The sequence below is a fragment of the Pseudomonas sp. Irchel s3a18 genome (genome assembly GCF_900187535.1).
Lineage (GTDB): Bacteria > Pseudomonadota > Gammaproteobacteria > Pseudomonadales > Pseudomonadaceae > Aquipseudomonas.
On the sequence record NZ_FYDV01000004.1, the window covers coordinates 318,229 to 342,869 of the forward strand.

23 protein-coding genes are annotated in these 24,641 nt (G+C 62.0%); 4 read left to right on the forward strand and 19 right to left on the reverse strand.

The genetic code is table 11. The annotated features are described in order from the left end of the window. Positions 1-3 precede the first annotated feature (3 nt). The 7 genes from CKW29_RS08635 to cbiE all read right to left on the reverse strand — a co-directional run bounded on the left by CKW29_RS08635 (position 4) and on the right by cbiE (position 4,869). Positions 4-483: a copper chaperone PCu(A)C gene (locus CKW29_RS08635; protein WP_176465305.1), complete on the reverse strand. Its 480-nt coding sequence runs from the start codon at positions 481-483 to the stop codon at positions 4-6. 62 nt (positions 484-545) lie between these two features. Beyond that, positions 546-947, reverse strand: a complete 402-nt coding sequence (locus CKW29_RS08640) for a DUF2946 domain-containing protein (protein WP_095144802.1) — start codon at positions 945-947, stop codon at positions 546-548. Positions 948-1,043: 96 nt separating this feature from the next. After that, positions 1,044-1,334, reverse strand: a complete 291-nt coding sequence (locus CKW29_RS08645; RefSeq protein ID WP_095144803.1) for an addiction module antidote protein — start codon at positions 1,332-1,334, stop codon at positions 1,044-1,046. A 3-nt stretch (positions 1,335-1,337) separates the two neighbouring features. After that, positions 1,338-1,640 carry a type II toxin-antitoxin system RelE/ParE family toxin gene (locus CKW29_RS08650; RefSeq protein ID WP_095144804.1) on the reverse strand — a complete coding sequence of 101 codons (303 nt, stop codon included), beginning with the start codon at positions 1,638-1,640 and terminating at the stop codon, positions 1,338-1,340. Between the two features lie 202 nt (positions 1,641-1,842). Continuing rightward, entirely contained in the window at positions 1,843-2,571 is a 729-nt protein-coding gene (locus CKW29_RS08655) for a cobalt-precorrin-6A reductase (protein ID WP_095148276.1), read from the reverse strand. Beyond that, positions 2,568-3,665, reverse strand: a complete 1,098-nt coding sequence (locus tag CKW29_RS08660) for a cobalt-precorrin-5B (C(1))-methyltransferase (RefSeq protein ID WP_095148277.1) — start codon at positions 3,663-3,665, stop codon at positions 2,568-2,570. The genes CKW29_RS08655 and CKW29_RS08660 overlap by 4 nt, the downstream gene beginning before the upstream one ends. Further along, entirely contained in the window at positions 3,658-4,869 is a 1,212-nt protein-coding gene (cbiE, locus tag CKW29_RS08665) for a precorrin-6y C5,15-methyltransferase (decarboxylating) subunit CbiE (protein ID WP_095144807.1), read from the reverse strand. Before cbiE ends, CKW29_RS08660 begins: the two co-directional genes overlap by 8 nt. Before the next feature lie 118 nt (positions 4,870-4,987). On the opposite strand from cbiE, the gene cobG reads away from it, so the two are divergent. From cobG to cobJ, 4 genes are read left to right on the forward strand one after another with little or no spacing between them, the layout of a single operon-like run. Continuing rightward, positions 4,988-6,310: a precorrin-3B synthase gene (gene cobG / locus CKW29_RS08670; RefSeq protein ID WP_095144808.1), complete on the forward strand. Its 1,323-nt coding sequence runs from the start codon at positions 4,988-4,990 to the stop codon at positions 6,308-6,310. Further along, positions 6,303-6,929 (forward strand): precorrin-8X methylmutase, encoded by a 627-nt coding sequence (locus CKW29_RS08675; RefSeq protein ID WP_095144809.1) that lies wholly within the window; start codon positions 6,303-6,305, stop codon positions 6,927-6,929. The genes cobG and CKW29_RS08675 overlap by 8 nt, the downstream gene beginning before the upstream one ends. Then, complete coding sequence (locus tag CKW29_RS08680; RefSeq protein WP_095144810.1) at positions 6,929-7,660, forward strand: precorrin-2 C(20)-methyltransferase; 732 nt, start codon at positions 6,929-6,931, stop codon at positions 7,658-7,660. Before CKW29_RS08675 ends, CKW29_RS08680 begins: the two co-directional genes overlap by 1 nt. Next, on the forward strand, positions 7,660-9,363 hold the full coding sequence (gene cobJ / locus CKW29_RS08685) for a precorrin-3B C(17)-methyltransferase (protein WP_095144811.1): 1,704 nt from the start codon (positions 7,660-7,662) through the stop codon (positions 9,361-9,363). The genes CKW29_RS08680 and cobJ overlap by 1 nt, the downstream gene beginning before the upstream one ends. Before the next feature lie 206 nt (positions 9,364-9,569). Here the strand turns inward: cobJ and CKW29_RS08690 are convergent, their stop codons facing one another. From CKW29_RS08690 to CKW29_RS08745, 12 genes are all read right to left on the reverse strand, one after another. After that, positions 9,570-10,166: a MarC family protein gene (locus tag CKW29_RS08690; protein ID WP_095078224.1), complete on the reverse strand. Its 597-nt coding sequence runs from the start codon at positions 10,164-10,166 to the stop codon at positions 9,570-9,572. Positions 10,167-10,226: 60 nt separating this feature from the next. Next, positions 10,227-13,007 (reverse strand): hybrid sensor histidine kinase/response regulator, encoded by a 2,781-nt coding sequence (locus tag CKW29_RS08695; RefSeq protein WP_095148278.1) that lies wholly within the window; start codon positions 13,005-13,007, stop codon positions 10,227-10,229. 99 nt (positions 13,008-13,106) lie between these two features. Next, positions 13,107-14,402, reverse strand: a complete 1,296-nt coding sequence (purD, locus tag CKW29_RS08700) for a phosphoribosylamine--glycine ligase (protein ID WP_095144813.1) — start codon at positions 14,400-14,402, stop codon at positions 13,107-13,109. 164 nt (positions 14,403-14,566) lie between these two features. Then, positions 14,567-16,174, reverse strand: a complete 1,608-nt coding sequence (gene purH / locus CKW29_RS08705; protein ID WP_095148279.1) for a bifunctional phosphoribosylaminoimidazolecarboxamide formyltransferase/IMP cyclohydrolase — start codon at positions 16,172-16,174, stop codon at positions 14,567-14,569. Positions 16,175-16,256: 82 nt separating this feature from the next. Beyond that, entirely contained in the window at positions 16,257-16,577 is a 321-nt protein-coding gene (gene fis / locus CKW29_RS08710) for a DNA-binding transcriptional regulator Fis (protein WP_095078231.1), read from the reverse strand. After that, complete coding sequence (gene dusB / locus CKW29_RS08715; RefSeq protein WP_095148280.1) at positions 16,574-17,584, reverse strand: tRNA dihydrouridine synthase DusB; 1,011 nt, start codon at positions 17,582-17,584, stop codon at positions 16,574-16,576. The genes fis and dusB overlap by 4 nt, the downstream gene beginning before the upstream one ends. Before the next feature lie 186 nt (positions 17,585-17,770). Further along, on the reverse strand, positions 17,771-19,033 hold the full coding sequence (locus CKW29_RS08720) for a DUF3426 domain-containing protein (protein WP_095148281.1): 1,263 nt from the start codon (positions 19,031-19,033) through the stop codon (positions 17,771-17,773). Between the two features lie 30 nt (positions 19,034-19,063). Continuing rightward, positions 19,064-19,942 (reverse strand): 50S ribosomal protein L11 methyltransferase, encoded by an 879-nt coding sequence (gene prmA / locus CKW29_RS08725; protein WP_095144817.1) that lies wholly within the window; start codon positions 19,940-19,942, stop codon positions 19,064-19,066. 301 nt (positions 19,943-20,243) lie between these two features. Continuing rightward, positions 20,244-21,602 carry an acetyl-CoA carboxylase biotin carboxylase subunit gene (gene accC / locus CKW29_RS08730; protein ID WP_095148282.1) on the reverse strand — a complete coding sequence of 453 codons (1,359 nt, stop codon included), beginning with the start codon at positions 21,600-21,602 and terminating at the stop codon, positions 20,244-20,246. A gap of 17 nt (positions 21,603-21,619) precedes the next feature. Further along, entirely contained in the window at positions 21,620-22,081 is a 462-nt protein-coding gene (gene accB, locus CKW29_RS08735) for an acetyl-CoA carboxylase biotin carboxyl carrier protein (RefSeq protein WP_095144819.1), read from the reverse strand. Positions 22,082-22,129: 48 nt separating this feature from the next. After that, positions 22,130-22,582 carry a type II 3-dehydroquinate dehydratase gene (gene aroQ / locus CKW29_RS08740; RefSeq protein ID WP_095078237.1) on the reverse strand — a complete coding sequence of 151 codons (453 nt, stop codon included), beginning with the start codon at positions 22,580-22,582 and terminating at the stop codon, positions 22,130-22,132. A 131-nt stretch (positions 22,583-22,713) separates the two neighbouring features. Beyond that, on the reverse strand, positions 22,714-24,474 hold the full coding sequence (locus CKW29_RS08745) for a protein-disulfide reductase DsbD (RefSeq protein ID WP_095148283.1): 1,761 nt from the start codon (positions 24,472-24,474) through the stop codon (positions 22,714-22,716). Positions 24,475-24,641: the final 167 nt, after the last annotated feature.

A 24,641-nucleotide genomic window follows, 5' to 3' on the forward strand; every position in this document is an offset into this window, starting at 1 on the left:
CGACTACTGGGCGTGCTGGTGCACTTGGCTGCCGGCAGGCGGTTGCTTCTGCACCGCGACCTCAACGGTCACGTCGCCGGATTTTTCGAAATGCAGGGTCAGCGCGAAGCGCTTGCCGTCGGTGAGCAGGCTACGGTCCTTGAGCTCCAGCAACATGACGTGGTACGCCATTGGCGCGAAGGTGACGGTGCCGCCAGCCGGGATTTCGACACTCGGGACCTGCTGCATTTTCATCAGGTCGTTTTGCATCACGTGCTCGTGCAGCTCGGCCTTGCCGGCAATCGGCGACGCGACGCTGAGCAGGCGATCAGCGGTTTTACCGTGGTTCTGAATCACGAAGTAGGCCGCCACGTTCGGTGCATTGGGTGGCAACTCTTGCGACCAGGGGTGGGCGATCTGCAGGTCGCCGACGGTGTATTCGTGCGCATTGGCAAAGCAGGCAGGCAACAGCAACGCGGCCAGCAGTAGCGACTGCTTGACCAGGGATAGTTTCAACATGGCAGTTCTCCAGAACGATTTAAAACGCAGGTCAATTGCGAATCGAATCAGACCAGGGGAGAGGCGCGCGGGTTGAGACTGGGCCATTGCTGGCGAGGCGTGGGAGTGTCGAGGGTCGGCGGCGGCAGGCTTCGATTGCTCTCGAAGTGCGCGAAGTACAGGTGTGGCGCATGGCCCGGCAGCGCCATCAAGGGCGCCGAGCCGGAGCAGCACCAGCAATGCTGCATGTTGGAGTGGTCGTCGTTTTGCGGGGCTTTTTGCTCGAGATCACCGAGGGATATCGCCACCAGCTTGGTGCCGCTGGACGAACAGAAACTGCCCCACAACAACTGCTCGGTCGTCGACTGGCCGGACGCTTTGCTCATCGCACCGGACATCGGCATGGCAAGCATGTTGAACAGCACTGCGAAGCAGGCGATCCAGGCAAATGCGAGCCGTTGTCGGGACATGGTCATATCCGGTCGAGTGGGAGATCAGGTGGCGTATTTAGCCTGATCGGGATTGATAAGTAAAAATCCGTTGTGCGGTGTGGTGTCGCAGCTCACTCAGATGGCTGTAGCGTGAAGCTTGAGGCCCAAGGCTTTCATGACCTTCATGATAGTCGCGAATTCCGGATTGCCAGTGCTGCCCAATGCCTTGTACAGGCTTTCTCGGCCCAGTCCGGCATCACGGGCAACCAGTGTCATGCCCTTTGCTCGCGCAATGTCATTGAGTGCGGCCCGTATCAACACGCCGTCGCCTGCATCCTCTTCGAAGCAAGCGTCCAGGTAGGCCGCCATGTCCTCTGGTGTCTTGAGATATTCGGCGGCGTCGAAGCGGGTAAATTGTTCGGCCATGGCTTACTCCTCACTACCGATGTTTCGCGCCATATGTTGTGCGCGCTTGATGTCACGTTTTTGCGTCGACTTGTCACCTCCCGCCAGCAACAGGTAAATCACCTTGTTCTTACGGGTGAAGTACATCCTGTAGCCGGGACCGTAATGAACACGCATTTCATGAACAGCTTCGCCGACTGCCTCACAATCGCCGAAGTTTCCGTGTTCGGCGGCTCGAAGCCTGGCAAGAAGACGGGCCTTGCCGATGGTGTCCTTGATTGAGTCAAGCCAGTCGGAAAATGCTTGTGACTGTTCGAAGTCGATCATGCTGGATCGTATTCCTTGGGATACAGGTTGGCAAGCGACACTTTTCTCTGGGCAATCACGGTTGCCCATCGCAGAGAGTTCATGCTGTTTGAGAGCCTGAGGTGTTTCGAGAGGGTGCAGCAATGTAGAACAGGCGTGTTAAGTCAGGCCAGACAGCCCTTTCTGGGTGTTTTGCCTGATTGTTCTTTCATGTGAGGTAATGTCAGGAACGGTCTGACAGCGACAGTGCTTCCAGTACCTGCGCTACGCAATCAAACTCCCGCTCAACCTCCGGCAGCACCGGTCGCTTGAGTATCAACACCGGTACGCCACACTCACGCGCCACTTCAAGCTTGGGTTCGGTGGCGCTGCTGCCGCTGTTCTTGCTGATCAGCACGTCGATCTGTCGACGTTCGAACAGCGCGCGTTCGTCTTCAATGTGGAACGGCCCGCGGGCTCCGATCACTTCGCAGCGTTCATTGCCGGGGTAAACCTCCAGCGCGCGCAGGGTCCAGAACTGTTCGGGCGGGATTTCATCCAGGTGCTGCAGCGGCTCGCGACCCAGGGTGAACAACGGGCGCTTGAAGGGTTCCAGCGCCTTGACCAGTTCGGCCCAGTCGCTGACTTCCCGCCAATCGTCCCCGGCCTGCGCTTGCCACGCAGGACGGCGCAAGGCCCAGCACGGGATGCCACTGTGTTGCGCGGCAGTCGCGGCGTTCTGGCTGATCTGCGCGGCGTAGGGGTGAGTGGCGTCGAGCAGCAAGTCGATGCCTTGCTCCTGGATGAAGCGCGCCAGGCCTTCAGCGCCGCCATAGCCACCCACCCGCACCTGACAGTTCAGGTCGGTGGGCACTCGACCCACACCGGCCAGGCTGTAGAGGTGGTTCGGGCCCAGGGTGCGGGCAATCGCCAGGGCTTCGGTGACGCCACCGAGCAGCAACAGACGTTTCATTGCAATGCTCCCGCATGGCCGACGATGCCGCCCTGACGATCGATGGCAAACACCTCGACCTGTACCTGTCGGGGCACCACGCTGCGGGCGAAATCCAGCGCGTGCTGGCAGACCGCATCACCCAGGGCGATACCGGCGGCGCTGGCCATCGCCAGGGCCTGCTGGCTGGTATTGGCCTCGCGAATGTTCTGCTGCAACGCCTCGTCGGCCCCGATGGCAGCGGCCCATTCGGCCAGTTGTGGCAGGTCGATGCTCGAATGACGGCTGTGCAGGTCCATGTGCCCGGCGGCGAGCTTGCTGATTTTGCCAAAGCCACCGCACAGGCTGAGTTTATCCACAGGCACTTTGCGCAGGTGCTTGAGCACGGCACCGACGAAGTCACCCATTTCGATCAGGGCGATTTCCGGCAGGTCATAGACCCGGCGCATGGTGTCTTCGCTGGCATTGCCGGTGCATGCGGCGATGTGCAGGTAGCCGTTGGTCCTGGCGACGTCGATGCCCTGGTGGATCGAGGCGATGTACGCCGCGCAGGAAAAGGGGCGCACGATACCGCTGGTACCGAGTATGGACAGCCCGCCCAGAATGCCCAGGCGCGGGTTCATGGTCTTGAGCGCCAGGGCTTCGCCATTTTCGACGTTGACCGTCACCGCAAAACCGCCGCTGTAGCCGAGCTCCAGTGCCAACGATGACAGGTGGTCGGTCATCATCTTGCGCGGCACCGGATTGATCGCCGGTTCCCCGACGCCCAGCACCAGCCCTGGACGGGTGACGGTGCCGACGCCTTGGCCGGCGCTAAAGAGAACGCCTGGCTCAGGGGTGAGGCGGACCTGGCTGTAGAGCAGAGCGCCGTGCGTCACGTCGGGGTCGTCGCCGGCATCCTTGAAGGTCCCGGCTTCGGCGCCTTCGGTCGTGAGCCGGCAAAACTCCAGGCGCATCTGCACTTGCTTGCCTTTGGGCAAGACGATTTCTACCGCATCGCTGCTCACGCCGCCGAGCAGCAAGCGCGCCGCCGCGAGGCTGGTGGCCGTGGCGCAGCTGCCGGTGGTCAGGCCGCTGCGCAGGGGGGCGGGTTGTTCGGCGGTTTCGTCACGCATCGAAGGGCTTGACCACGTCCAGCAAGGTGATGGGCAGCGCCTGGCGCCAGGTGTCGAAGTCACCCAGCGGCTGCGCCTGGGCAATGTGAATCCGCGTCAGTTCGCCGCCGTGTTTTTCGCGCCAGGCCATCAGGGTCATTTCGCTTTGCAGGGTGACCGCATTGGCAATCAGCCGTCCACCGGGCTTGAGCTGTTCCCAGCAGTTGTCCAGTACGCCGTCACGGGTGACCCCGCCACCGATGAAAATCGCGTCGGGTCGTTCCAGTCCGGCCAGCGCCTGCGGTGCACTGCCGCGGATCAATTGCAGGCCCGGTACGCCGAGTGCGTCGCGGTTGTGCTCGATCAGTTGCTGACGGCCTTCATCGGCTTCAATGGCCAGCGTGCGGCAGCTCGGGTGCGCGCGCATCCATTCGATGCCGATCGAGCCAGAGCCCGCGCCAACGTCCCACAGCAACTCGCCGGGCACCGGGGCCAGACGGGCCAGGGTGATGGCGCGCACGTCACGTTTGGTCAACTGGCCGTCGTGCTTGAAGGCTGAGTCCGGCAGGCCGGCCAGGCGTGACCAGCGCGGAGTATCCCGCTGGGCGATGCATTCGATGGCCACCACATTCAGGTCGGCCACCGACGGCTCGTTCCAGTCGCTGGCGAGACCCTCGAGGCGCCGCTCCGCCTCGCCCCCCAAGTGTTCCAGCACGCTGATCCTGCTCGGCCCGAAGCCGCGCTCGCGCAACAGGGCGGCTATCGCCGCCGGGCTGTGCCGGTCGTTGCTCAGCACCAGCAGGCGAACGCCACTGAACAGCTGGGCATTGAGGGCGGCGACCGGGCGGGCGACCACCGAAAGCGTCACCACATCCTGCAACGGCCAGCCCATCCGCGCGGCCGCGAGTGAGCAGGAAGAGGGTGCCGGCAGGACTCGCATCTCGTCACACGCCACTTGCCGCGCCAGGCTGGCGCCCACGCCGAACAGCATGGGGTCGCCGCTGGCCAGCACGCAGACGGGGTCGCCACGCCGCGCCAGCAGGGGTTCCAGGGAAAAAGGACTGGGCCAGGACTGACGCTCGCCGCGAATGCACACCGGCAGCAGATCGAGTTGCCGTTGGCCCCCGACAATTCGCGAGGCACCCAGCAACGCGCGCCGAGCCTGCTTGCCCAGACCCTGGAAGCCGTCTTCACCGATGCCTACTACTGTCAGCCAGGGAGCCATCTATATTCCTCAAACATGAATGTTCCGACAGGCAGGCTTTTCATGCTGTCAGACAAAGCAGGCATAATACCGCGCCTTCGTCCGCGAAGCGCTTCTACCTCTTGAACCGGTCGCCCCCTTGAACAAACGTCAACAGCATACTGCCTTACGCCCCTCGGCCTGCCCGGGGTTGCTGCGTATCGTGCAGGCGTTGGACGGCGGTATCTGCCGGATCAAGTTGAATGGTGGGTCGATCAGCACCGCCCAGGCCGTGACGGTCGCCGATGCTGCCGAGCGTTTCGCCGGCGGGGTGATCGAGGCGACCAATCGCGCCAACCTGCAGATACGCGGGGTCGGCAACCAACACGGGGCGCTGATCGACAGCCTGTTGGCGGCTGGATTGGGCCCGCGCTCGGCGGCGGGTGACGATGTGCGCAACCTGATGCTCAGTCCGACGGCGGGGATTGATCGCCACCTGCGCATCGACACTCGCCCATTGGCTGCGCAGATCCTCAATACGCTGGAGAGCAACGCCCGTTTTCACGACTTGTCGGCCAAGTTCGCGGTACAACTGGACGGTGGCGAGGCCCTGGCCATGCTTGAGCACCCCCATGACCTATGGCTGAGCGTTGTCGAGGGCGAGGGTGAGCAACAGTTGGCGTTCGGTCTGGCGGGATGCCCGCTAGACCCGCCCGCCGGGGCTGTGCTGTTGAGCGATGGGCATGCCTTGGTGGTGGCGGTGCTGGAGCTGTTTCTTGAGCTCGCCCGCCCGGATCAAACCCGCATGCGTCATTTGTTGGACGAGCATTCGCAGGAGTCGTTCCTGCTGGCCTTGGCCACGCGTGTGGCCCTGACTCCGTTCTGCGGCCGGCAGCGTGCCTTGTCGTATTCCAGTTCGCCTATCGGCACTTATCCACAGCGCCAGGACGGTCAGGTCTATGTGGGGGCTGTCCCGCCTCTGGGGCGTCTTGACCCTTCCATGCTCAAAGGCGCGGCGCGTCTGGCCGAAGCGTTCGGTGACGCCAGCCTGCGGCTGACCCCTTGGCAAAGCCTGCTGCTGCCGAACATCCAGGCCGCGGATGCCCCCGTGCTCAGCCTGCGCCTGCAAGACCTGGGCTTTTTGCTGAGTGCCGACCAGGCGTTGACGCAGTTGGTTGCCTGCACCGGCTCTGCCGGGTGCGGCAAAGGCCTGGCGGATACCAAGGCGGATGCGCGGCTCCTGGCCAGGCAACGGCAAGGCAAGGGCGATCCACTGCAGGTTCACCTGTCCGGTTGCCCGCGGTCCTGCGCGGCGGCCCACATTGCCCCGGCCACCTTGCTGGCTGTGTCCCCCGGTCACTACGACCTCTATTTTCGCGATGCGGGGCAGCCGGGTTTCGGCGCCCTGCAAGCACGCAACCTCACTATTGAAGCGGTCGGCGCATTGCTTGATGCCCACCCACGGAGCCCCCTTGATGCTTGATTACATCCGCGACGGTCAGGAGATCTATCGCAACTCCTTTGCGATCATTCGCGCCGAGGCCAACCTTGAGCGGATTCCCGCCGATCTGGAAAAGCTCGCGGTGCGCGTGATCCATGCCTGTGGCATGGTCGAGGCCATCGATGGTTTGCAGTTTTCCGAAGGGGCGGGCAAGGCCGGGCGCGATGCACTGGCGGCCGGTGCGCCGATTTTGTGTGATGCGCGCATGGTCTCCGAAGGCGTGACCCGCGCCCGTTTGCCGGCCAATAACGAGGTGATCTGCACCCTGCGTGACGACAGTGTCCCGGACCTCGCCCGTGAACTGGGTAACACCCGTTCGGCGGCGGCGCTGGAGCTGTGGCGCCCGCACCTGGAAGGCAGCGTGGTGGTGATTGGCAACGCGCCGACCGCGTTGTTCTACCTGCTGGAAATGCTGGATGCCGGTGCGCCCAAGCCGGCGCTGATCCTCGGCTTCCCGGTGGGCTTTGTCGGTGCCGCCGAATCCAAGGCCATGCTCGCGGCGGACAGCCGTGGCGTGCCATTTGTGATCATGCAAGGCCGGTTGGGCGGTAGCGCCATGGCCGCCGCAGCGATCAATGCCCTCGCCACGGAGATTGAATGATGCAGCAACCTGGACGTTTGATCGGTCTTGGCGTGGGCCCCGGTGACCCGGAGCTGATTACCGTCAAGGCCCTGCGCCTGCTGCGCGAGTCGCCGGTGGTGGCGTACTTCGTGGCCAAAGGTAAAAAGGGCAATGCGTTCGGCATCATCGAGGCGCATTTGCAGGACGCACAAACCTTGCTGCCACTGGTGTACCCGGTGACCACCGAGACCCTGGCGCCACCGTTGTCCTACGAGCAAGTGATCAGCGACTTCTACGACGCCGCCGGCCAGGAACTCGCCGCGCATCTGGACGCCGGTCGCGATGTCGCGGTGATCTGTGAGGGCGACCCGTTCTTCTACGGCTCCTACATGTACCTGCATGATCGCCTGGCCGAGCGTTATGAGGCCGAAGTGGTGCCGGGTGTGTGCTCGATGCTTGGCGGTGCGTCGGTGCTTGGCGCGCCGCTGGTGTATCGCAATCAGAGCCTGTCGGTGCTGTCCGGTGTGCTGCCTCATGAAGAGCTCAAACGACGCCTGGCCGATGCCGATGCTGCGGTGGTGATGAAGCTGGGGCGTAACTTTGCGAAGGTCCGGCAGGTGCTGGAAGAACTCGGTCTGGCGCAGCGGGCGTTGTACGTCGAGCGCGCCACCATGGCCAATCAGAAGATCGTGCCCCTGGATCAGGTCGAGCCGATGTCTTCGCCATATTTCTCATTGATCATCGTTCCCGGTGAGAGGTGGCAAGGTTGATGACACGTCCCGTTCCGGCGATTGTCATTCTCGGTAATGGCAGCCTTGCAACCGCGCGCAAGATCCAGCAGCGCTATCCCGATGCACTGATCCACGGTCTGGCCGAGCGGGTCGAGGACGTGGATCGTCGTTACCATGAGTTCGGCGCGACCCTGCGTCAGCTCTATCAGCAAGGCACGCCGATCATTGCCTTGTGCGCGGCAGGCATTGTCATCCGCACCCTGGCGCCGCTGCTGCTGGAAAAAGGCGCCGAACCCCCGGTGCTGGCCGTGGCCGAAGACGGCAGCGCCGTGGTGCCATTGCTCGGCGGTCTCGGCGGGGTGAATGTCATGGCCCGTGAGATCGCTGCGGCGCTTGAAGTCGCAGCAGCCATCACCACCAGCGGCGAACTGCGCTTCGGCACTTGCCTGCTCAACCCGCCCAGCGGTTACGCCCTCGGTGATCTGGAACTGGGCAAGCGTTTTGTGTCCGATCTGCTGGCCGGGCACAGCGTGCGCATTGACGGCGTCGCGCCGTGGCTGGATCAGGCGCAGTTGCCGGAAAATCCGCAGGCGCAGCGTTCGATCCATGTCGGCAGTGGCGAGCGTGAGGCAAGCGCCAATGAATTGCAGATCTATCCACGCAGCGTCGCGGTGGCGGTGAGTACCGGGGTGGCGGATTTGCCGGACACCATTCGTGCGACGCTGCAACAAGCGAAAGTGGCGGTGCAGGCGTTGGCCTGTCTGGTCGCGGCTGACACCGGGATGGCCTGTCCGGCCTTGCGTGAAGCAGCCCTTGAGTTGGGTGTGCCTTTGCGCTTTGTCGCGGCGGCGAGCGACATCGGCGCATTGGCGCGTAGCGCGGTGCCTGATGCGACGATCAGTGCGACGACGCACGACATCGCCATCGCCGTTGCCGATCAGCCACTGGATGTTGCGCAGATCGGCCGCCCTCGCGGGCGTCTGGCGGTGATCGGCCTCGGTCCTGGCGCTGCCGAACTGATGGTGCCGGCGGTGAAAGCCGAACTGGCACGGGCCACCGACGTACTCGGTTATGAAACCTACGTGCGCATGGCAGGTCCTTTCCGTCCCGATCAGGTGCTGCACTGCACTGACAACCGCGAAGAAATGCAGCGCGCCCGCCACGCCTTTGAATTGGCCGCCCAGGGACGTTCAGTGATCGTGGTGTCGTCCGGCGACCCGGGCGTGTTCGCCATGGCGGCCGCGGTGCTCGAAGCCTTGCACGAATCCAGCGACCCGATGTGGCACCGCGTCGATCTGGAGATCTTGCCGGGGGTTTCGGCCTCGCTGGCGACCGCCGCCCAGGCCGGTGCGCCGTTGGGGCATGACTTCTGCGTAATGTCGCTATCGGACAACCTCAAGCCTTGGTCGATCATCGAGAAACGTCTGGACCTGGCCGCCCAGGCTGACCTTGCGCTGGCCTTCTACAATCCGATTTCCCGTTCGCGGCCTTGGCAGTTGGGCCGTGCGCTGGAGATCGTCGCCCAGCACCGCACGCCGGAAACTCCGGTGGTGTTGGGGCGTGATATCGGCCGTCCCGGACAGACACTGCGTGTCACCACGCTCGGTGCGTTGACACCTGATCAGGTGGACATGCGCACGATGGTATTGATTGGCTCGTCCACGACCTGCGTGTTTCCGCGCGTCGAAGGCGGTGACTGGGTCTATACACCGCGCTGGTACGGCACCAAGCCGGCTTCCTGAATAACTGCGGCCTCCTCTGGAGGCCGCATGATCAGGTCGCGCAATAGACGTTTTGCTACGCAGCGCACAACAAAGTGTGTGCGTTGAAGGTGTCGTGACGGTTGGAATGAACTTTGGTTTTTTGAATGATGGGGTTTGCAGCAAAACGGCAAGGCCTTGTGAGTGACACACAAGGCCTTGTTTTTTTCGCGAGCAAGCGCAATGAATTACGGCACCAGATACCCTCTGACCCCGGTAAAGATAATCTGCGCCGCCAGCGCACACACGAACAACCCCATCAACCGGCTGACGATCTGCAGCCCCTGGTCGCCGAGAATCTGCTCGATGCGGTTGGACAGGTACAACACCACGCCGACCGTGAAGCTGGCCAGGGCGATACTGAGGATGGCGGTCAGTTTGTCATCCCAGTGCGGCTGGCCGATGCCCATGACCAACAGGGCACCAATGGTGCCGGGGCCGACGGTTAGCGGGATGGTCAGCGGAACGATGGTCACGTCCTGCTGCACGTTATCGGTCTGCACCGCCGATTTACCCTGGGCCATGCCCAGCGCCGAGATGAACAGTACGCTGCCGGCGCCGATGCGAAAGGCGTCTACGGTGATGCCGAACACGCTGAAAATCACTCGACCGAACAGGTACAGCAGGACACTGGAGATCAGCGTCGCGAAAGCGACCTTCCAGGCCAGTCGTCGGCGTTCCTTGTTGGAATAGCCACGGGTCAGGCTGATGAAGCAGGACAGCACGAAGAACGGGCTGTAGAGCACCAGCATCTTCAGGTAAACACTGAACAACACGTGGAGCATGATGCGAGCTCACTGGCGATGGAAGTCGTCAGGAGTCTATCAGGGGTTAGGACAGTCGGCTCAGGAAGGTTGGGCCGAGGTCCGATCCAGTTGGTCGCGCTGGGCGACCCAGTGCTCGATCAGCTCGCGCAACTGCGACAGTTCGACCGGCTTGGCCATGTGCCCATCCATGCCGGCCTGACGTGCGCGCTCCTTGTGTTCGGCAAGGATGTGCGCGGTCAGTGCGACTACCGGCGTGCGGGAGCGTTGATTGCCGACTTCCCAGGCCCGCAATTGCTGCGTGGCCGAGAAACCGTCGAGGATCGGCATTTCGCAATCCATCAACACCAGGTCATAACGTTGAGCCTTCATCGCCTTCAAGGCCTCTTCGCCATTGCTCGCGGTGTCGGGCGACAGATTGAGTTTGCCGAGCATGCCCCGAATGACTTTGGTCGAGATGCTGTTGTCTTCTGCCACCAGAATACGGAAGTCGCAGGGGACGTTGATCGCGGCGGGGACCGGGGAGGGCATGTGCGTTGCGGTGGCCTGCCCTTTGCTGCGCTGGTTCAACTCGTCCGCCAGGGTGGTCTTGAGGGTATAGCCGGCCACGGGTTTGGCCAGGATCCTTTTGATACCGGCATTGCGCGCGATGATCTTGCTCGGCGCATTGCTGATGCCCGTGAGCATGATCAGCAGGATATCGTGGTTCAGGCTAGGGTCTTCCTTGATCTTGGCCGCCAGTTGCATGCCGGTCATGCCGGGCATGTTCTGATCGAGCAGGACCACGTCGAAGTAGTCCCGCAGGTGCGCCTTGGTGCGCAGCAAGGCCAGGGCCTCCTTGCCGGATGCCACCGCGCTGACGTTCAGGCCCCAGGCGCTGCATTGCTGGACCAGGACTTTGCGGCAGGTGTCGTTGTCGTCCACGACCAGTACCCGTGCACCTTGCAGTGGGCCGTCCAGGTCGCAGGTTGGATGTTCCAGGCGGTCAGGGTCCAGTGGCAAGGTCAGCCACAGCGTGCTGCCCTGGCTGCTGCCGCTCTTGATGCCAAACTCACCGTGCATCAACAGGATCAGCTGGCGTGCGATCACCAGCCCCAGGTTGCCCCCCAGGCGAGTGGCGGAGAGGACGTTCTTGCTATTGAGTTCAGCGTGCAGCAAGGCCTCACGTTCTTCGGCTTCCATGGGTTGCCCGCTGTCTTGCACGGCAATGCGCAAGCGCGCTGTATCGCTCAGGTCATCCAGGGCCACGACGATCAGGATCTCGCCTTCCTCGGTCTTCTTCATGGCGTTTTCCAGCAGGCTCAACAGCGTCTGGCGCAGGCGCGTCGGGTCACCGCTGATCACCCGGGGAACCTGGGGCTGGATGAAGCTGATGAGTTCGACGTTCTGTTGTTCGGCCTTGGCGCGGAAGATGCTCAGACAGTCTTCGATCAGTGCATTGAGGTCAAACTGCACGTCGTCCAGTTCGATCTGCCCTGACTCGAGCCTTGAGATGTCGAGGATTTCATTGATCAGCGTGAGCAGTTCGTTGCCGGCGCTGTGGATGGTTTGCACGTAGTCGCGTTGCTTGACCGACAGCGGCGTGCCCAGCAACAGTTCGGTCATGCCCAGTACACCGTTCATGGGGGTGCGGATTTCATGGCTGATTTTTGCCAGGAACTCGGCCTTGGCGTTGATCTCGGCATTACTCGCCGCCAGGTCACGGCTGATGCTGAAGCGGCTCTCGATAATGCTGCGCTGGCGTTCGCTCAAGGCGATGCCCATCAACAGGCCGCTCAGGCAGATGAACGCGAGCAAGGCCATGATCAGGCCTTGTGGCGCGACGAGAGTCAGCCCCAGCAGTGCGGGCAGGATGATCAGCGTACCGGCGTTGAACACCACCATGGCCGCCACGAACAGGCGTGCCGGGCGATAGCCTTTATGCCAGTGATAGGCGCCGACGAAGAGCATGCTCAGCCCAGCCAGAGCGACCAGCCCATAGGTCATGATGTTCAGCGGCAGGGTGTCGACGAACAATAGCAGCAGGCAGCAGGCGACAATGAACAGGATGTCGCCCATCAGCAGTTTGTTGAGCGGGTGTGGCCCAAGCCGGCTGAAGAAGCAGTAGGTGTACATCAGGCCGCAAGGCGCCGTCAGCAGCAGGGCCAGGTAGGCTTCAGGGGCTTGTACGGCATTCCAGTCGGGTAACCATGGCCCTGCCAGGTTCAGGAGCAACAGCACCCCGAGCAACAACAAGCCTTCACAGGCCGCCAGCCACAGACAGCTTCGCGAGCGGGTATAGGCATAGCGCGTGAGGTTGTGCAGGATCAGCATCGCAATACAACCGAACAGCAAGCCGTAGATCAGTGTCTGGGTCTGATTGGCGGCGGTCAGTACGGCTGATTGCAGGGTGATGTAGGGTCGTAACTGGTGTTCGGAAACCAGCCGCAGATACACCTCAAGGGGCTTGCTGCTCTGAGGCAGCGGCACCATGAAGTCGGTGCTGGGCAGCGGACGTTCGGCCAGTGGTTGATCGTTGCCGCTGGTGGTCTGGTCGATCAGTGTGTCACCGTCCAGAACGTAGAGATCCAGATGCAACAGGTCGGGGGCAAAGATACGCAGCAGTTGTTCGTGTTTGCCAGGATTGAGCCGAAAGCGCAGCCACAATGCGCCATCGGGATCGGCGGCGGTGATCTGGTCGGGTTCAATCGGGCTGAATTGGTTGGTGTAGCGCGCCGAGCGAATGTCGCCCAGTTGCAGGGTGCCCTGTTCGTCGAGCAATACCGCCCAGCCACTGCCTTGCGCGACGGCCTGGGCCGGGAGCATGCAGAGCAGGGTCAACAATGTGACGGTGAGTCCTATGGCGATCCTGAGCCAGCGCAAGGCGAAATCCCTTCGTAGATTGATGCCAGATTATAACTATGCGCGGCGTTGGAATAATCAGGCAAGGGCCCTGGGCCCTTGCCTGGCCGAATGGCTGGCTTATTCCTGATTTTCGCCACGCTCGCGGGCAATGGCGCGGTAGCCAATGTCCTTGCGATAGAAGCAGCCTTGCCAGTCGATCTTCGCGGCCAGCTTGTAAGCCTGTTGCTGGGCCGCATCGACGCTCGCGCCCATGGCGGTAGCACACAGCACCCGACCACCGGCCGTCACCACCTTGCCGTCCTTCAGGGCGGTGCCTGCATGGAACACTTTGCCTTCCAGTGCTGCGGCTGCATCCAGGCCTTCGATGGCGGCACCCTTGGCGTAGTCGCCCGGATAACCGCCGGCGGCCAGTACGATGCCGACGCTTGGGCGTGGATCCCATTGCGCTTCGACCTTGTCCAGCGCCTGGGCGAGTGCCGCTTCGACCAGCAACACCAGGCTCGACTGCAGGCGCAGCATCACCGGTTGGGTCTCCGGGTCACCAAAGCGGCAGTTGAATTCGATGACTTTCGGGTTGCCCGCTTTGTCGATCATCAGGCCGGCATAGAGGAAACCGGTGTAGACGTTGCCTTCTTCGGCCATGCCACGCACGGTTGGCCAGATCACCAGGTCCATGACGCGCTGGTGAACGTCGCTGGTGACGACCGGGGCAGGGGAGTAAGCACCCATGCCGCCGGTGTTCGGGCCGGTGTCGGCGTCGCCAACACGTTTGTGGTCCTGGCTGGTGGCCATCGGCAATACGTTCTTGCCGTCGACCATGACAATGAAGCTGGCTTCTTCGCCGTCGAGGAACTCTTCGATCACCACGCGCGAACCAGCGTCACCAAAGGCGTTGCCGGCGAGCATGTCGCGTACGGCATCTTCGGCTTCAGCCAAGGTCATGGCAACGATCACGCCTTTACCGGCGGCCAGGCCGTCGGCCTTGATCACGATCGGTGCACCTTTTTCACGCAGGTAAGCCAGGGCTGGCTCGATCTCGGTGAAGTTCTGGTAATCGGCGGTCGGGATCTTGTGGCGAGCCAGGAAGTCCTTGGTGAAGGCCTTGGAGCCTTCCAACTGGGCAGCGCCGGCGGTTGGACCGAAGCAGTCCAGGCCACGGGCGCGGAACAGATCGACCACGCCAGCCACCAGCGGGACTTCCGGCCCGACGATGGTCAGGGAGACATTCTTCTCGGCAAAGTCGGCCAGTTGCTCAAGCGCCAGGACGTCAATGGCGACGTTCTCGCACTTGGCCTCAATGGCCGTACCGGCGTTGCCCGGGGCAACGAAAACTTTCTGCACGCGCGGATCCTGAGCCACTTTCCAGGCCAGGGCGTGTTCACGGCCACCGCTGCCAATGATCAAAACATTCATTTCAAAAACCTCGGATGACGCTAATTCTGGGAAACGCGATGCTTTTCTGTAGGAGCGAGCTTGCTCGCGAAGGTGTTTAACGATGACGTTGGCTGTCTGAAACAACGCGGCGTCTTATCGTTTTTCGCGAGCAAGCTCGCTCCTACAGTGAAAAAGCTGTGCTGTTAGTGACGGAAGTGGCGCATGCCGGTGAACACCATGGCGATGCCTGCTTCATCAGCCGCCGTAATCACTTCGTTGTCACGCATTGAGCCGCCTGGCTGGATCACTGCGGTGATGCCGACCTTGGCCGCGTTGTCGATGCCGTCGCGGAACGGGAAGAACGCATCGGAAGCCATCACCGAGCCGACTACCTGCAAGCCGGCGTGTTCAGCCTTGATCGCGGCAATACGTGCCGAGTTCACGCGGCTCATCTGGCCGGCGCCGACACCGATGGTCTGACGGTTCTTGGCGTAGACGATGGCGTTGGATTTGACGTACTTGGCCACTTTCCAGGCGAAGATCAGGTCGTTGATCTCTTGCTCGGTCGGTGCTCGCTGGGTCACGACCTTCAGGTCTTCACTGCCGATCATGCCAATGTCACGGCTCTGCACCAGCAAGCCGCCGTTGACGCGCTTGTAGTCCCAGGCTGCGGCGCGATCGGCCGACCACTCGCCGCACGCCAGCAGGCGCACATTGGCTTTTGCCGCCACGATGGCGCGAGCTTCTTCGCTGACGCTCGGGGCGATGATCACTTCGACGAACTGACGCTCGACGATGGCTTTGGCGGTTTCAGCATCCAGTTCGCGGTTGAAGGCGATGATGCCGCCGAAGGCCGATTCGGTGTCGGTGGCATAAGCCAGTTCGTAGGCCTGGCGGATACCGCCTTCGGCGTCCGGGCTGACCGCAACGCCGCACGGGTTGGCATGCTTGACGATTACGCAGGCCGGCTTGACGAAGCTCTTCACGCATTCCAGCGCGGCGTCGGTGTCGGCCACGTTGTTGTACGACAGTTCCTTGCCTTGCAGTTGGGTCGCGGTGGCGATGCCCACTTCGGCAGGCTTGGCTTCCACGTAGAACGCCGCGCTCTGGTGCGGGTTCTCGCCGTAGCGCATTTCCTGGGCCTTGATGAACTGGCTGTTGAAGGTGCGCGGGAATTCGCTGCGACCTTCTGTGCTGAGGGTATCAGCGGCCTGGTTCACGGTGCCCATGTAGTTGGCGATCATGCCGTCGTAGGCGGCCGTGTGTTCGAACGCCTTGAGCATCAGGTCGAAGCGCTGGGCGTAGGTCAAGCCGCCGGCCTTGAGGTTTTCCAGGACGCTGGCGTAGTCGCCGGCATTGACCACGATGGCCACGTCCTTGTGGTTCTTGGCTGCCGAGCGAACCATGGTCGGGCCACCGATGTCGATGTTCTCGATGGCGGTCGGCAGGTCACAGCCAGGCTTGCTGATGGTGGCTTCGAACGGGTACAGGTTGACCGCGACCAGGTCGATCGGCTTGATGCCGTGCTCGTTCATGATGGCATCGTCGATGCCGCGACGACCCAGGATCCCGCCGTGGATTTTCGGGTGGAGGGTTTTCACCCGGCCGTCCATCATTTCGGCGAAACCGGTGTAATCCGCGACTTCCACAGCGGCTACACCATTGTCCTGCAGCAGCTTGAACGTCCCGCCGGTGGAGAGGATCTCGACGCCGAGCGCTTCGAGCTCCCTGGCGAATTCGAGGATCCCGGTCTTGTCGGAAACGCTGATCAAGGCGCGGCGGATCGGCAGGCGGGTAGTCTGGTCGGTCATCTCAATTTCCATCAAAAGCAAAGGAAGTCAGCAAAAAAGGCGACCGGTTTTACGCGGGCGCCTTTCTGGTTTGATTGAATGCTTACAGCAAATCGTACTGCTTGAGTTTCTTGCGCAAGGTGCCACGGTTCAGTCCGAGCATCTCGCTGGCCTTGGTCTGGTTGCCCTTGACGTAGCTCATCACGCTTTCGAGCAGGGGCGCCTCGACTTCGGAGAGCACCAGGTTGTACACATCCGTGACGGCGGCGCCTTCAAGGTGGGCGAAATAATTGTGCAGCGCCTTCTCGACACTCCCGCGAAGGGTCTGGCCTTCTTCGCTCGGCGTATTGAGGTGCTGTTTCAAATTCACGTTGTCGCTCACGGGTGTTGTTCCACTCACTAAAGTCTCGGTCATCATCGTCATGCGGCCACCCCTTCTCCGTCCCCTGTCAGGCTCTTGTAACGTTCGGCGAAGAACTCCCGAACGTTGGCGCATTGTGCTTCCGTACCATCCAAACGATTGAAGTGGGCGCGAAACTCCCTGGCGCCCGGCAGGGTTGCGAGATACCAGCCGACATGCTTGCGTGCAATGCGTACACCCATGACATCCCCATAGAAGGCATGCAGCGCGGCCAGATGCTCAAGCAGAATACGTTCCACCTCGATCAATTCCGGCGCCGGCAGTTTTTCACCAGTACGCAGGTAGTGCTCGATCTCACGAAAAATCCATGGCCGCCCCTGGGCGGCCCGACCTATCAACAGGCCATCGGCCCCGGTCGCGTCAAGCACGTGCCGGGCCTTTTCAGGCGAGTCGATATCGCCATTGGCGAAGACCGGAATCGACACCGCCTGCTTGATCGCGGCAATGGTCTCGTACTCGGCTTCACCGGTATACAGGTCGGCGCGGGTGCGGCCATGCACCGCCAGCGCCGTGATGCCCGCCTGTTCGGCGATCTTCGCCACCGTCAGGCCGTTCTTGTTCGCCCGGTCCCAGCCGGTGCGAATCTTCAGGGTGACCGGCACATCAACCGCAGCCACCACGGCCTGCAGGATCTCGGTCACCAGGTCTTCATCTTTGAGCAAAGCAGAACCGGCGGCCTTGTTGCAGACTTTTTTTGCCGGACAGCCCATGTTGATATCAATAATCTGTGCACCCAGCTCGACATTGGCCCGGGCCGCATCCGCCAGCATCTGCGCATCACCGCCGGCGATCTGTACCGAGCGAGGCTCGGGATCACCTTCGTGGATCATGCGCAGACGTGATTTGCGGGTGTTCCACAAGCTCATGTCACTGGTGACCATTTCCGAGACTACAAGCCCTGCACCCAGTCGCTTGCACAGCTGACGAAAGGGCTGGTCGGTGACGCCCGCCATGGGGGCGAGAATCAAGCCGTTGTGCAATGTATATGGGCCGATGCGTACCGCCGACATAGGTCTTCCCTGTTGTGGGGTAGGATCATGAGAGTTCGAAAAAGGGTTGGCATGATACCCGCTCTCGATGACTGGATAAAGGCTGAACTGGATAAAATCTGAACAGTTAATCCGTTATTGCCAGCAGTTTGACTCAGCTCACAGGCGCTCGGAAGGTCGCCATCCATCTGGCGTGACTGAACCGATTCACTCCGGCGAATGAAAACTGAGGCTGTAATTCACTGCTTTCGGGCCGGGATCGAGGATGTCCAGGGCGATATGGATAGGGGTTTGCGGGGGCATTTCCGCAAGGTCGGCCAAGTCACCGTTGAGGTACTCACCCGGCTTGAAGCGACGGCTGGCGATCAAGTGGCCGTTGAGGTCGGCGAAGCGCAGTTCCAGCAGGGGGAACGGCTGGGAGAAGGGCGCGCGGTTGTAGATGATGGCGTCTACGACCAGGGCACCACTGAAATCCGGGTGGCTGCGCACCACCAGGTTGCTGCTCTTGATTTTGGCGATGTCGACCTTGGACGGTACGCTGCAGCCAATCTGCGGGCACAGTTGCTGGAACCAGGGGCGGTACTGGTCCTGGCGAGCTAGTTCGTCAAAGTGATGGGCGATGTACTGGCTGGCAAGGGCGGCGGCGGCCAGTAGCACCATCAGGCTCCAGAACAGCCGGCGTCCCCAGGGAGAGCGGCGTTGCTGCCAGTCCAGTTGCAGTGGATCGTCGACCAGGTCTTGCAGCACGTCGTCGTGCCTGGCCGGTTCGCCCCGCGCGCGTCGCTTGCGTGCGGGTTCGGCAGTCTGCGGGGGGGGCTCGGGATCGTCGTCGGTTGCGCTGAAGCGTTCGTGCGAGGCGCTCAGTTCCTCGTCCTCTTCCTGGGGCTCCAGGCGCAGTGGCGGCGTCTCGGGTTCGTCGTCGAGGTCGACCAGTTCCAGGGACAGGGAAGGTTCGGTGCGTGAAGGTTTTGCCGATTCGCCCGCGTCCTCGTCCAGCCTCCCGCTTGTCGCAGGTGTCAGGGAGGTGTCGCTGGACAGGGCGCGTTCGGCTGCGGGCTCGCTGAACAAGCTGTCGGGCCACGGCGCTTCACTTTCGCTGGAATCACGGTGTGCGCTGAGCGAGTCTTCCCGGGGCTTGTGCTCCTGGCCAAACTCCTTGGCGGGCTGGATTTCCCGCTGTTCGAGCTTGGCGAGTTCTTCGTCGAGGTCGAGGTGGTCCAGGTCGAGCTCGGAGGCGGTCCACTGCTTCTGGCTAATGGCCCGTTGCTCGGGTGCCGGTTCGACCGATGGCGGCGTGCTGAGCGCGCTTGCCTGTTCGCCCATGCGCTGCTCGAGCAACTGCCGTGCAGCATTGAACACTTGCAGGCACGAGCCGCAGCGCACCACGCCACGGGCCACGCTCAATTGAGAGTGGCTGACGCGGAAACTGGTCTTGCAATGCGGGCATTGGGTGACGAAGCTATCGGTCATGCGGCCATCCGGAGTCTGCAGAGGCTCATTTTAGCGCCGGCGACCGGTAATGCGCACCCAGCCATCGCGATTGGCGATCGGATCCAGGTCAAAGTCCTTGGCGTAAGCCGCTGCAACTTCTTCGCCTTGTTCGGCGAGGATGCCCGACAGCGCCAGGCGACCGCCGGCCTTGACCAGGCTGGACAGTTGCGGCGCCAGGGAAACCAGCGGGCCGGCAAGGATGTTGGCCACCAGTACGTCGGCCGGAACCTGTGGCAGGTCTTCTGGCAGGTACAGCGGGAACAGCGCTTCGGCGATGTTGTTGCGTCCGGCGTTGTCGCGGGAGGCTTCCAGCGCCTGCACATCGATGTCGGTGCCGACGGCCTGTTTGGCGCCCAGCAGCAACGCGGCGATCGCAAGGATCCCGGAGCCGCAACCGAAGTCCAGCACGTTGCAGTCTTTCAGGTCCTGGCTGTCGAGCCATTCCAGGCACAGGGCGGTGGTCGGGTGGGTGCCAGTGCCGAAGGCCAGACCCGGGTCGAGCAGCAGGTTGACGGCATCAGGCTCCGGGGCCGCGTGCCAGCTCGGCACGATCCACAGGCGCTGGCCGAAACGCATCGGCTGGAAGCCGTCCATCCAGCTGCGTTCCCAATCCTGGTCTTCGATGACTTCGCTCTGATGCTCAGGCAGTGGACTGCCAGTCAGCAACTCCAGATGGGCCAGTACTGCGGCGGCTTCGGTGCCGCCTTCGAACAGGGCCAGCAGGTGGGTGTGCGACCACAGCGGGGTGGTGTTGAGTTCAGGCTCGAAAATCGGCTGATCTTCGGCGTCCATGAAGGTCACCGATACGGCGCCCACTTCAAGGAAAGCGTCTTCATAGGTTTCGGCTTGTTCTGGGCTGATGGCGAGACGGACTTGCAGCCAAGGCATGGCGGGCACCTTTGAAAAATATTGATTGCAGCCTAGCGGGCTGCGAGAAGCGCGCAAGTTTACGCGAGAGTGGAGGTTTTGTGGGAGTGGGTTGACTTCGGTGCTCGCCGTACGGCCTTCCGGTTGGCGCGGCACTTTGTAGGAGCGAGCTTGCTCGCGATGATCGACAAGACGCCGCTATGCTTCAGCTACCCTCGTTATCGTTGACCACCATCGCGAGCAAGCTCGCGCCTACAGGGGGTGATGTCTCCAGAAACAACAAAGCCGCCCGAAGGCGGCCTTGTCGTGTACCGACTAAAGCTTAGTGCTTTTCGCCAGCCAGCTTGTGCTCGAGGTAGTGAATGTTCACGCCCCCTTTGCAGAAGCCTTCGTCGCGGGTCAGGTCGCGGTGCAGCGGGATGTTGGTCTTGATGCCGTCGACCACGATTTCGTCCAGCGCATTGCGCATGCGCGCCATGGCTTCGTCACGGGTGGTCCCGTAAGTGATCAGCTTGCCGATCAACGAGTCGTAGTTCGGCGGCACGGCATAGCCACTGTACAGGTGCGAATCAACGCGAACGCCGTTGCCGCCTGGTGCGTGGAAATGCTTGACCGTGCCCGGGCTCGGCATGAAGGTTTTCGGGTCTTCGGCGTTGATCCGGCATTCCAGTGCGTGACCGCGGATGACCACGTCATCCTGGGTGAACGACAGCTTGTTGCCGGCGGCGATGCTGAGCATCTCCTTGACGATGTCGATGCCGGTGACCATTTCCGATACCGGGTGCTCTACCTGGACACGAGTGTTCATCTCGATGAAGTAGAAGCGGCCGTTCTCGTACAGGAACTCGAACGTGCCGGCGCCACGGTAGCCAATGTCGATGCACGCCTTGACGCAGCGGGCGAAGACTTCCTGGCGAGCCTGCTCGTCGATGCCCGGTGCCGGCGCTTCTTCGAGGACTTTCTGGTGGCGACGTTGCAGCGAGCAATCGCGGTCACCCAGGTGGATGGCATGGCCTTGACCGTCGGAAAGTACCTGGACTTCCACGTGACGTGGGTTGGTCAGGAATTTCTCCAGGTAGACCATCGGGTTGCCGAACGCCGCACCTGCTTCGGAGCGAGTCAGTTGCGCCGAGGAAATCAGGTCTTCTTCATTGTGCACCACACGCATGCCGCGACCACCGCCGCCGCCAGCGGCCTTGATGATCACCGGGTAGCCGACTTCACGGCCGATGCGCAGCGCCGTTTCTTCGTCTTCCGGCAGCGGGCCGTCGGAGCCTGGAACGGTTGGAACGCCAGCGGCGATCATCGCGTGCTTGGCCGATACCTTGTCGCCCATCAGGCGAATGGTCTCGGCTTTCGGGCCGATGAAGGCAAAGCCGGAGTTCTCGACCTGCTCGGCGAAGTCGGCGTTTTCCGCGAGGAAGCCGTAGCCAGGGTGAATGGCCGTGGCGCCCGTCACTTCGGCAGCAGCGATGATCGCCGGGATGTGCAGGTAGGAGTGGGCGGCCGATGCCGGACCGATGCAGACGGATTCGTCTGCCAGGCCCAGGTGCATCAGCTCTTTGTCGGCCTTGGAGTAAACGGCGACGGTCTTGATGCCCATCTCTTTGCAGGCACGCAGAATCCGCAGGGCGATCTCACCGCGGTTAGCGATCAGAACTTTTTCCAACTTCGCAGTCATCAAAGGCTCTCCGCGGTTCAAACGATGGTGAACAGCGGTTGGTCGTACTCAACCGGCTGGCCGTCTTCGACGAGGATGGACTCGATCACACCGCTGGTTTCAGCTTCGATGTGGTTCATCATCTTCATGGCTTCGACGATGCACAGGGTGTCGCCTTTCTTCACGCTCTGGCCAACTTCAACGAAGGACGGCGAGGTAGGCGAAGATTTGCGATAGAACGTACCTACCATCGGCGAACGGGCAACGGTGCCGTTCAGCACTGGCGCGGCTGGAGCGGCAGGTGCAGCGGCAGCGGCTGGAGCAGCAGCGGCCGGTGCGGCGACAGGCGCTGCCATTGGAGCCGGTGCGTAGTACTGCTGGGCCGGGGTCTTGCTGTGGCGGCTGATGCGTACGGACTCTTCGCCTTCCTTGATCTCGAGCTCGTCGATGCCGGACTCTTCCAGCAGTTCGATCAGTTTCTTAACTTTACGGATATCCATGAATCATCAACTCCCAAGGGTCGGTCAGGGGCGTTTAACGCTTGTTGTTCAAGCCGTTGCCGGTCTTTCAAGCTGCTCTAGTGCGGCCTCCAGGGCCAGTCGATAACCGCTGGCGCCAAGGCCGCAGATCACTCCCACCGCTACGTCGGAGAAGTAAGAGTGATGGCGGAAAGGTTCGCGTTTGTGCACGTTAGACAAATGCACTTCGATGAATGGGATGCTCACCGCCAGCAGCGCGTCACGTAATGCGACACTTGTATGCGTAAAAGCTGCTGGATTGATCAGAATGAAGTCCACGCCTTCGTCGCGGGCGGCGTGGATGCGGTCGATCAATTCATACTCGGCGTTGCTTTGCAGGTAGAGCAAATGGTGGCCGGCATTACGGGCCCGTTGTTCCAGGTCCTGATTGATCTGGGCCAGGGTCACTGCGCCGTAGACGCCCGGTTCACGGGTGCCGAGCAGGTTCAGGTTGGGTCCGTGCAGCACCAAAAGGGTCGCCATCTGCTGTTCCTTGTTATCTATGTGCAGTTATCAGAACCCGGCGACTATGCCGCAAAGCCTTTGTGACTGTCCAGTTCTCTGCAATAGCCAGCACAATGACCGATGATTGCGCGAATTATATGACCAACTGATTAAATCTGGTCATTCGCTCTGGCGACACGTTCGGCGAACTCCCGCGCCGTGATCTCGCCAATCACCCGCACGTCGGTGCGTTCGTTGCCGTCCTTGCCAAAAAACATCAGGGCCGGTGGCCCGAACAGCCGGTAGCGGTCGAGCAGGGCGCGTTGTTCGGCGTTGCTGGCCGTCATGTCGAAGCGAATCAGCCGGTAGCCGTTGAGGCGTTCGACGACCATGGGATCGTTGAGCACCTCATGTTCGATGACTTTGCAACTGATGCACCAGTCGGCGTACCAGTCGAGCAGCAATGGGGTGTTGGCGGCTTTCGCCTCGGCGAGGGCCTGGTCGAGTTCCGCCGGGGTGTTGATGGTCTGCCACTGGCCGGGGCTTGGTGCTTGAGGGCTACCGGCGGCGTTGATGACCCGGGGCTGGCCAATCGGGTTGAAGGGATCGGTCTGGCCGCTGAAGGCGCCGTACCAGCAGGCCAGACCATAAAATATCAGGAACATTCCGAGCAATTGGCCGAGGCGTTTGCGTGGTGGCTTGTAGACGAACTCCAGTGCCCCGAGGAACAACCCCACTCCTGCCGCCAGCAAGCCGATCAGCAACAAGGTAACTTGTCCTGGCAGTACGCGGCTGAGCAAGCCGATCGCCAAGCCCAGCAACAATACGCCGATCGCGTTCTTCACATAGACCAGCCAGGGCCCACTCTTCGGCAGCCAGGTGGCCCCACCGGTGGCCACCAGCAACAAGGGTGCGCCCATGCCCAGCCCCAGCACGAACAGCTTCAATGCGCCCCCCAGTGCGTCACCGCTGGCGCTGATGTACAGCAGCGCTCCGGCCAGGGGGGCCGACACGCAAGGTGAGACCAACAGGCTCGAAACTACGCCAAGCACCGCCGCGCCCCACAGCGACCCGCCTTCGGTACGCCCGGCAATGCGGTCCAGGCGGCTGCTGATGGCGTGGGGCAGTTTCAATTCGAACATCCCGAACATTGCCAGGGCAAAGACGGCGAAGAACAGGGAGAACGGCACCAGCACCCAGGCCGATTGCAGGCGTGCCTGCAGGTTCAACTGGGCACCAAACATTCCCATCAAGGCACCGAGCAGGGCGAAACAGGCGGCCATCGGCAATATGTAAGCCAGCGACAGATTAAAACCACGCAGCCCGCCAACCTGCCCGCGCAGCACCACGCCAGAGAGAATCGGCAGCATCGGCAGCACGCACGGGGTGAAGGTCAGGCCCAGGCCTGCGAGGAAGAACAACGCCAGCTCACGCCAGCTCCAGGTTGCGCCGGGTGCGTTGCTGCCGGTTGCGCCATCGATCTGCAGGCGCTCGGTTTCCGGTGGGTAGCACAAACCCTTGTCGGCGCAGCCCTGATAGGTAACGACCAGGGTGAAGGCTTGCGGGTCGGCGCTGTTGCGAGGCAGTTCCACGTCGAGAATGCCGTGGTAGACCTCGACATCGCCGAAGTACTCGTCGTGCTTCTTCTCGCCCGGGGGCAGTTGAACGGCACCAAGGTCGATATCGGCGGGCTCGCTGCGAAACTGGAAGCGATGGCGGTAGAGGTAGTACCCCTCGGTGGCGACGAAGCGCAGCTTGATCGACTGCGGCGTGGCTTCCACCAGGCTCAGTTGGAAGGCTTCGCGCACTGGCAGGAAATCGGCGCTGTTGTTGATCGCGCCCAGGGTCGAACTGGGACGACTGTCCAGCAGGCCGGTAGCGTTTACCGGTAGGGCCAGGATCAACAGCATCAGGCAGAGCAGGCGGCGCATGACAATCTCGCGTATCGATAGTGTGGGCATGATAGCGGACGGCGCCAGGGTGTGCCGATGAGCTTTGTGGCGAGGGGGCTTGCCCCCGTTCGGTTGCGCAGCGACCGTAAATTCAGGACTCGCGGCCTGTCAGGTGAAATGCGGTTGCCGGTTTTGGCCGCGCTTCG

Bases quoted from the DNA above. Each gene is read 5' to 3' on its own strand.
- CKW29_RS08640 (WP_095144802.1), bottom strand. From the start codon at position 947: ATGTCCCGACAACGGCTCGCATTTGCCTGGATCGCCTGCTTCGCAGTG.
- CKW29_RS08645 (WP_095144803.1), bottom strand. From the start codon at position 1,334: ATGGCCGAACAATTTACCCGCTTCGACGCCGCCGAATATCTCAAGACA.
- CKW29_RS08650 (WP_095144804.1), bottom strand. From the start codon at position 1,640: ATGATCGACTTCGAACAGTCACAAGCATTTTCCGACTGGCTTGACTCA.
- CKW29_RS08655 (WP_095148276.1), bottom strand. From the start codon at position 2,571: ATGAAACGTCTGTTGCTGCTCGGTGGCGTCACCGAAGCCCTGGCGATT.
- CKW29_RS08660 (WP_095148277.1), bottom strand. From the start codon at position 3,665: ATGCGTGACGAAACCGCCGAACAACCCGCCCCCCTGCGCAGCGGCCTG.
- cbiE (WP_095144807.1), bottom strand. From the start codon at position 4,869: ATGGCTCCCTGGCTGACAGTAGTAGGCATCGGTGAAGACGGCTTCCAG.
- CKW29_RS08675 (WP_095144809.1), top strand. From the start codon at position 6,303: ATGCTTGATTACATCCGCGACGGTCAGGAGATCTATCGCAACTCCTTT.
- CKW29_RS08680 (WP_095144810.1), top strand. From the start codon at position 6,929: ATGCAGCAACCTGGACGTTTGATCGGTCTTGGCGTGGGCCCCGGTGAC.
- cobJ (WP_095144811.1), top strand. From the start codon at position 7,660: ATGACACGTCCCGTTCCGGCGATTGTCATTCTCGGTAATGGCAGCCTT.
- CKW29_RS08690 (WP_095078224.1), bottom strand. From the start codon at position 10,166: ATGCTCCACGTGTTGTTCAGTGTTTACCTGAAGATGCTGGTGCTCTAC.
- purD (WP_095144813.1), bottom strand. From the start codon at position 14,402: ATGAATGTTTTGATCATTGGCAGCGGTGGCCGTGAACACGCCCTGGCC.
- purH (WP_095148279.1), bottom strand. From the start codon at position 16,174: ATGACCGACCAGACTACCCGCCTGCCGATCCGCCGCGCCTTGATCAGC.
- fis (WP_095078231.1), bottom strand. From the start codon at position 16,577: ATGACGATGATGACCGAGACTTTAGTGAGTGGAACAACACCCGTGAGC.
- dusB (WP_095148280.1), bottom strand. From the start codon at position 17,584: ATGTCGGCGGTACGCATCGGCCCATATACATTGCACAACGGCTTGATT.
- CKW29_RS08720 (WP_095148281.1), bottom strand. From the start codon at position 19,033: ATGACCGATAGCTTCGTCACCCAATGCCCGCATTGCAAGACCAGTTTC.
- prmA (WP_095144817.1), bottom strand. From the start codon at position 19,942: ATGCCTTGGCTGCAAGTCCGTCTCGCCATCAGCCCAGAACAAGCCGAA.
- accC (WP_095148282.1), bottom strand. From the start codon at position 21,602: ATGACTGCGAAGTTGGAAAAAGTTCTGATCGCTAACCGCGGTGAGATC.
- accB (WP_095144819.1), bottom strand. From the start codon at position 22,081: ATGGATATCCGTAAAGTTAAGAAACTGATCGAACTGCTGGAAGAGTCC.
- aroQ (WP_095078237.1), bottom strand. From the start codon at position 22,582: ATGGCGACCCTTTTGGTGCTGCACGGACCCAACCTGAACCTGCTCGGC.
- CKW29_RS08745 (WP_095148283.1), bottom strand. From the start codon at position 24,474: ATGCGCCGCCTGCTCTGCCTGATGCTGTTGATCCTGGCCCTACCGGTA.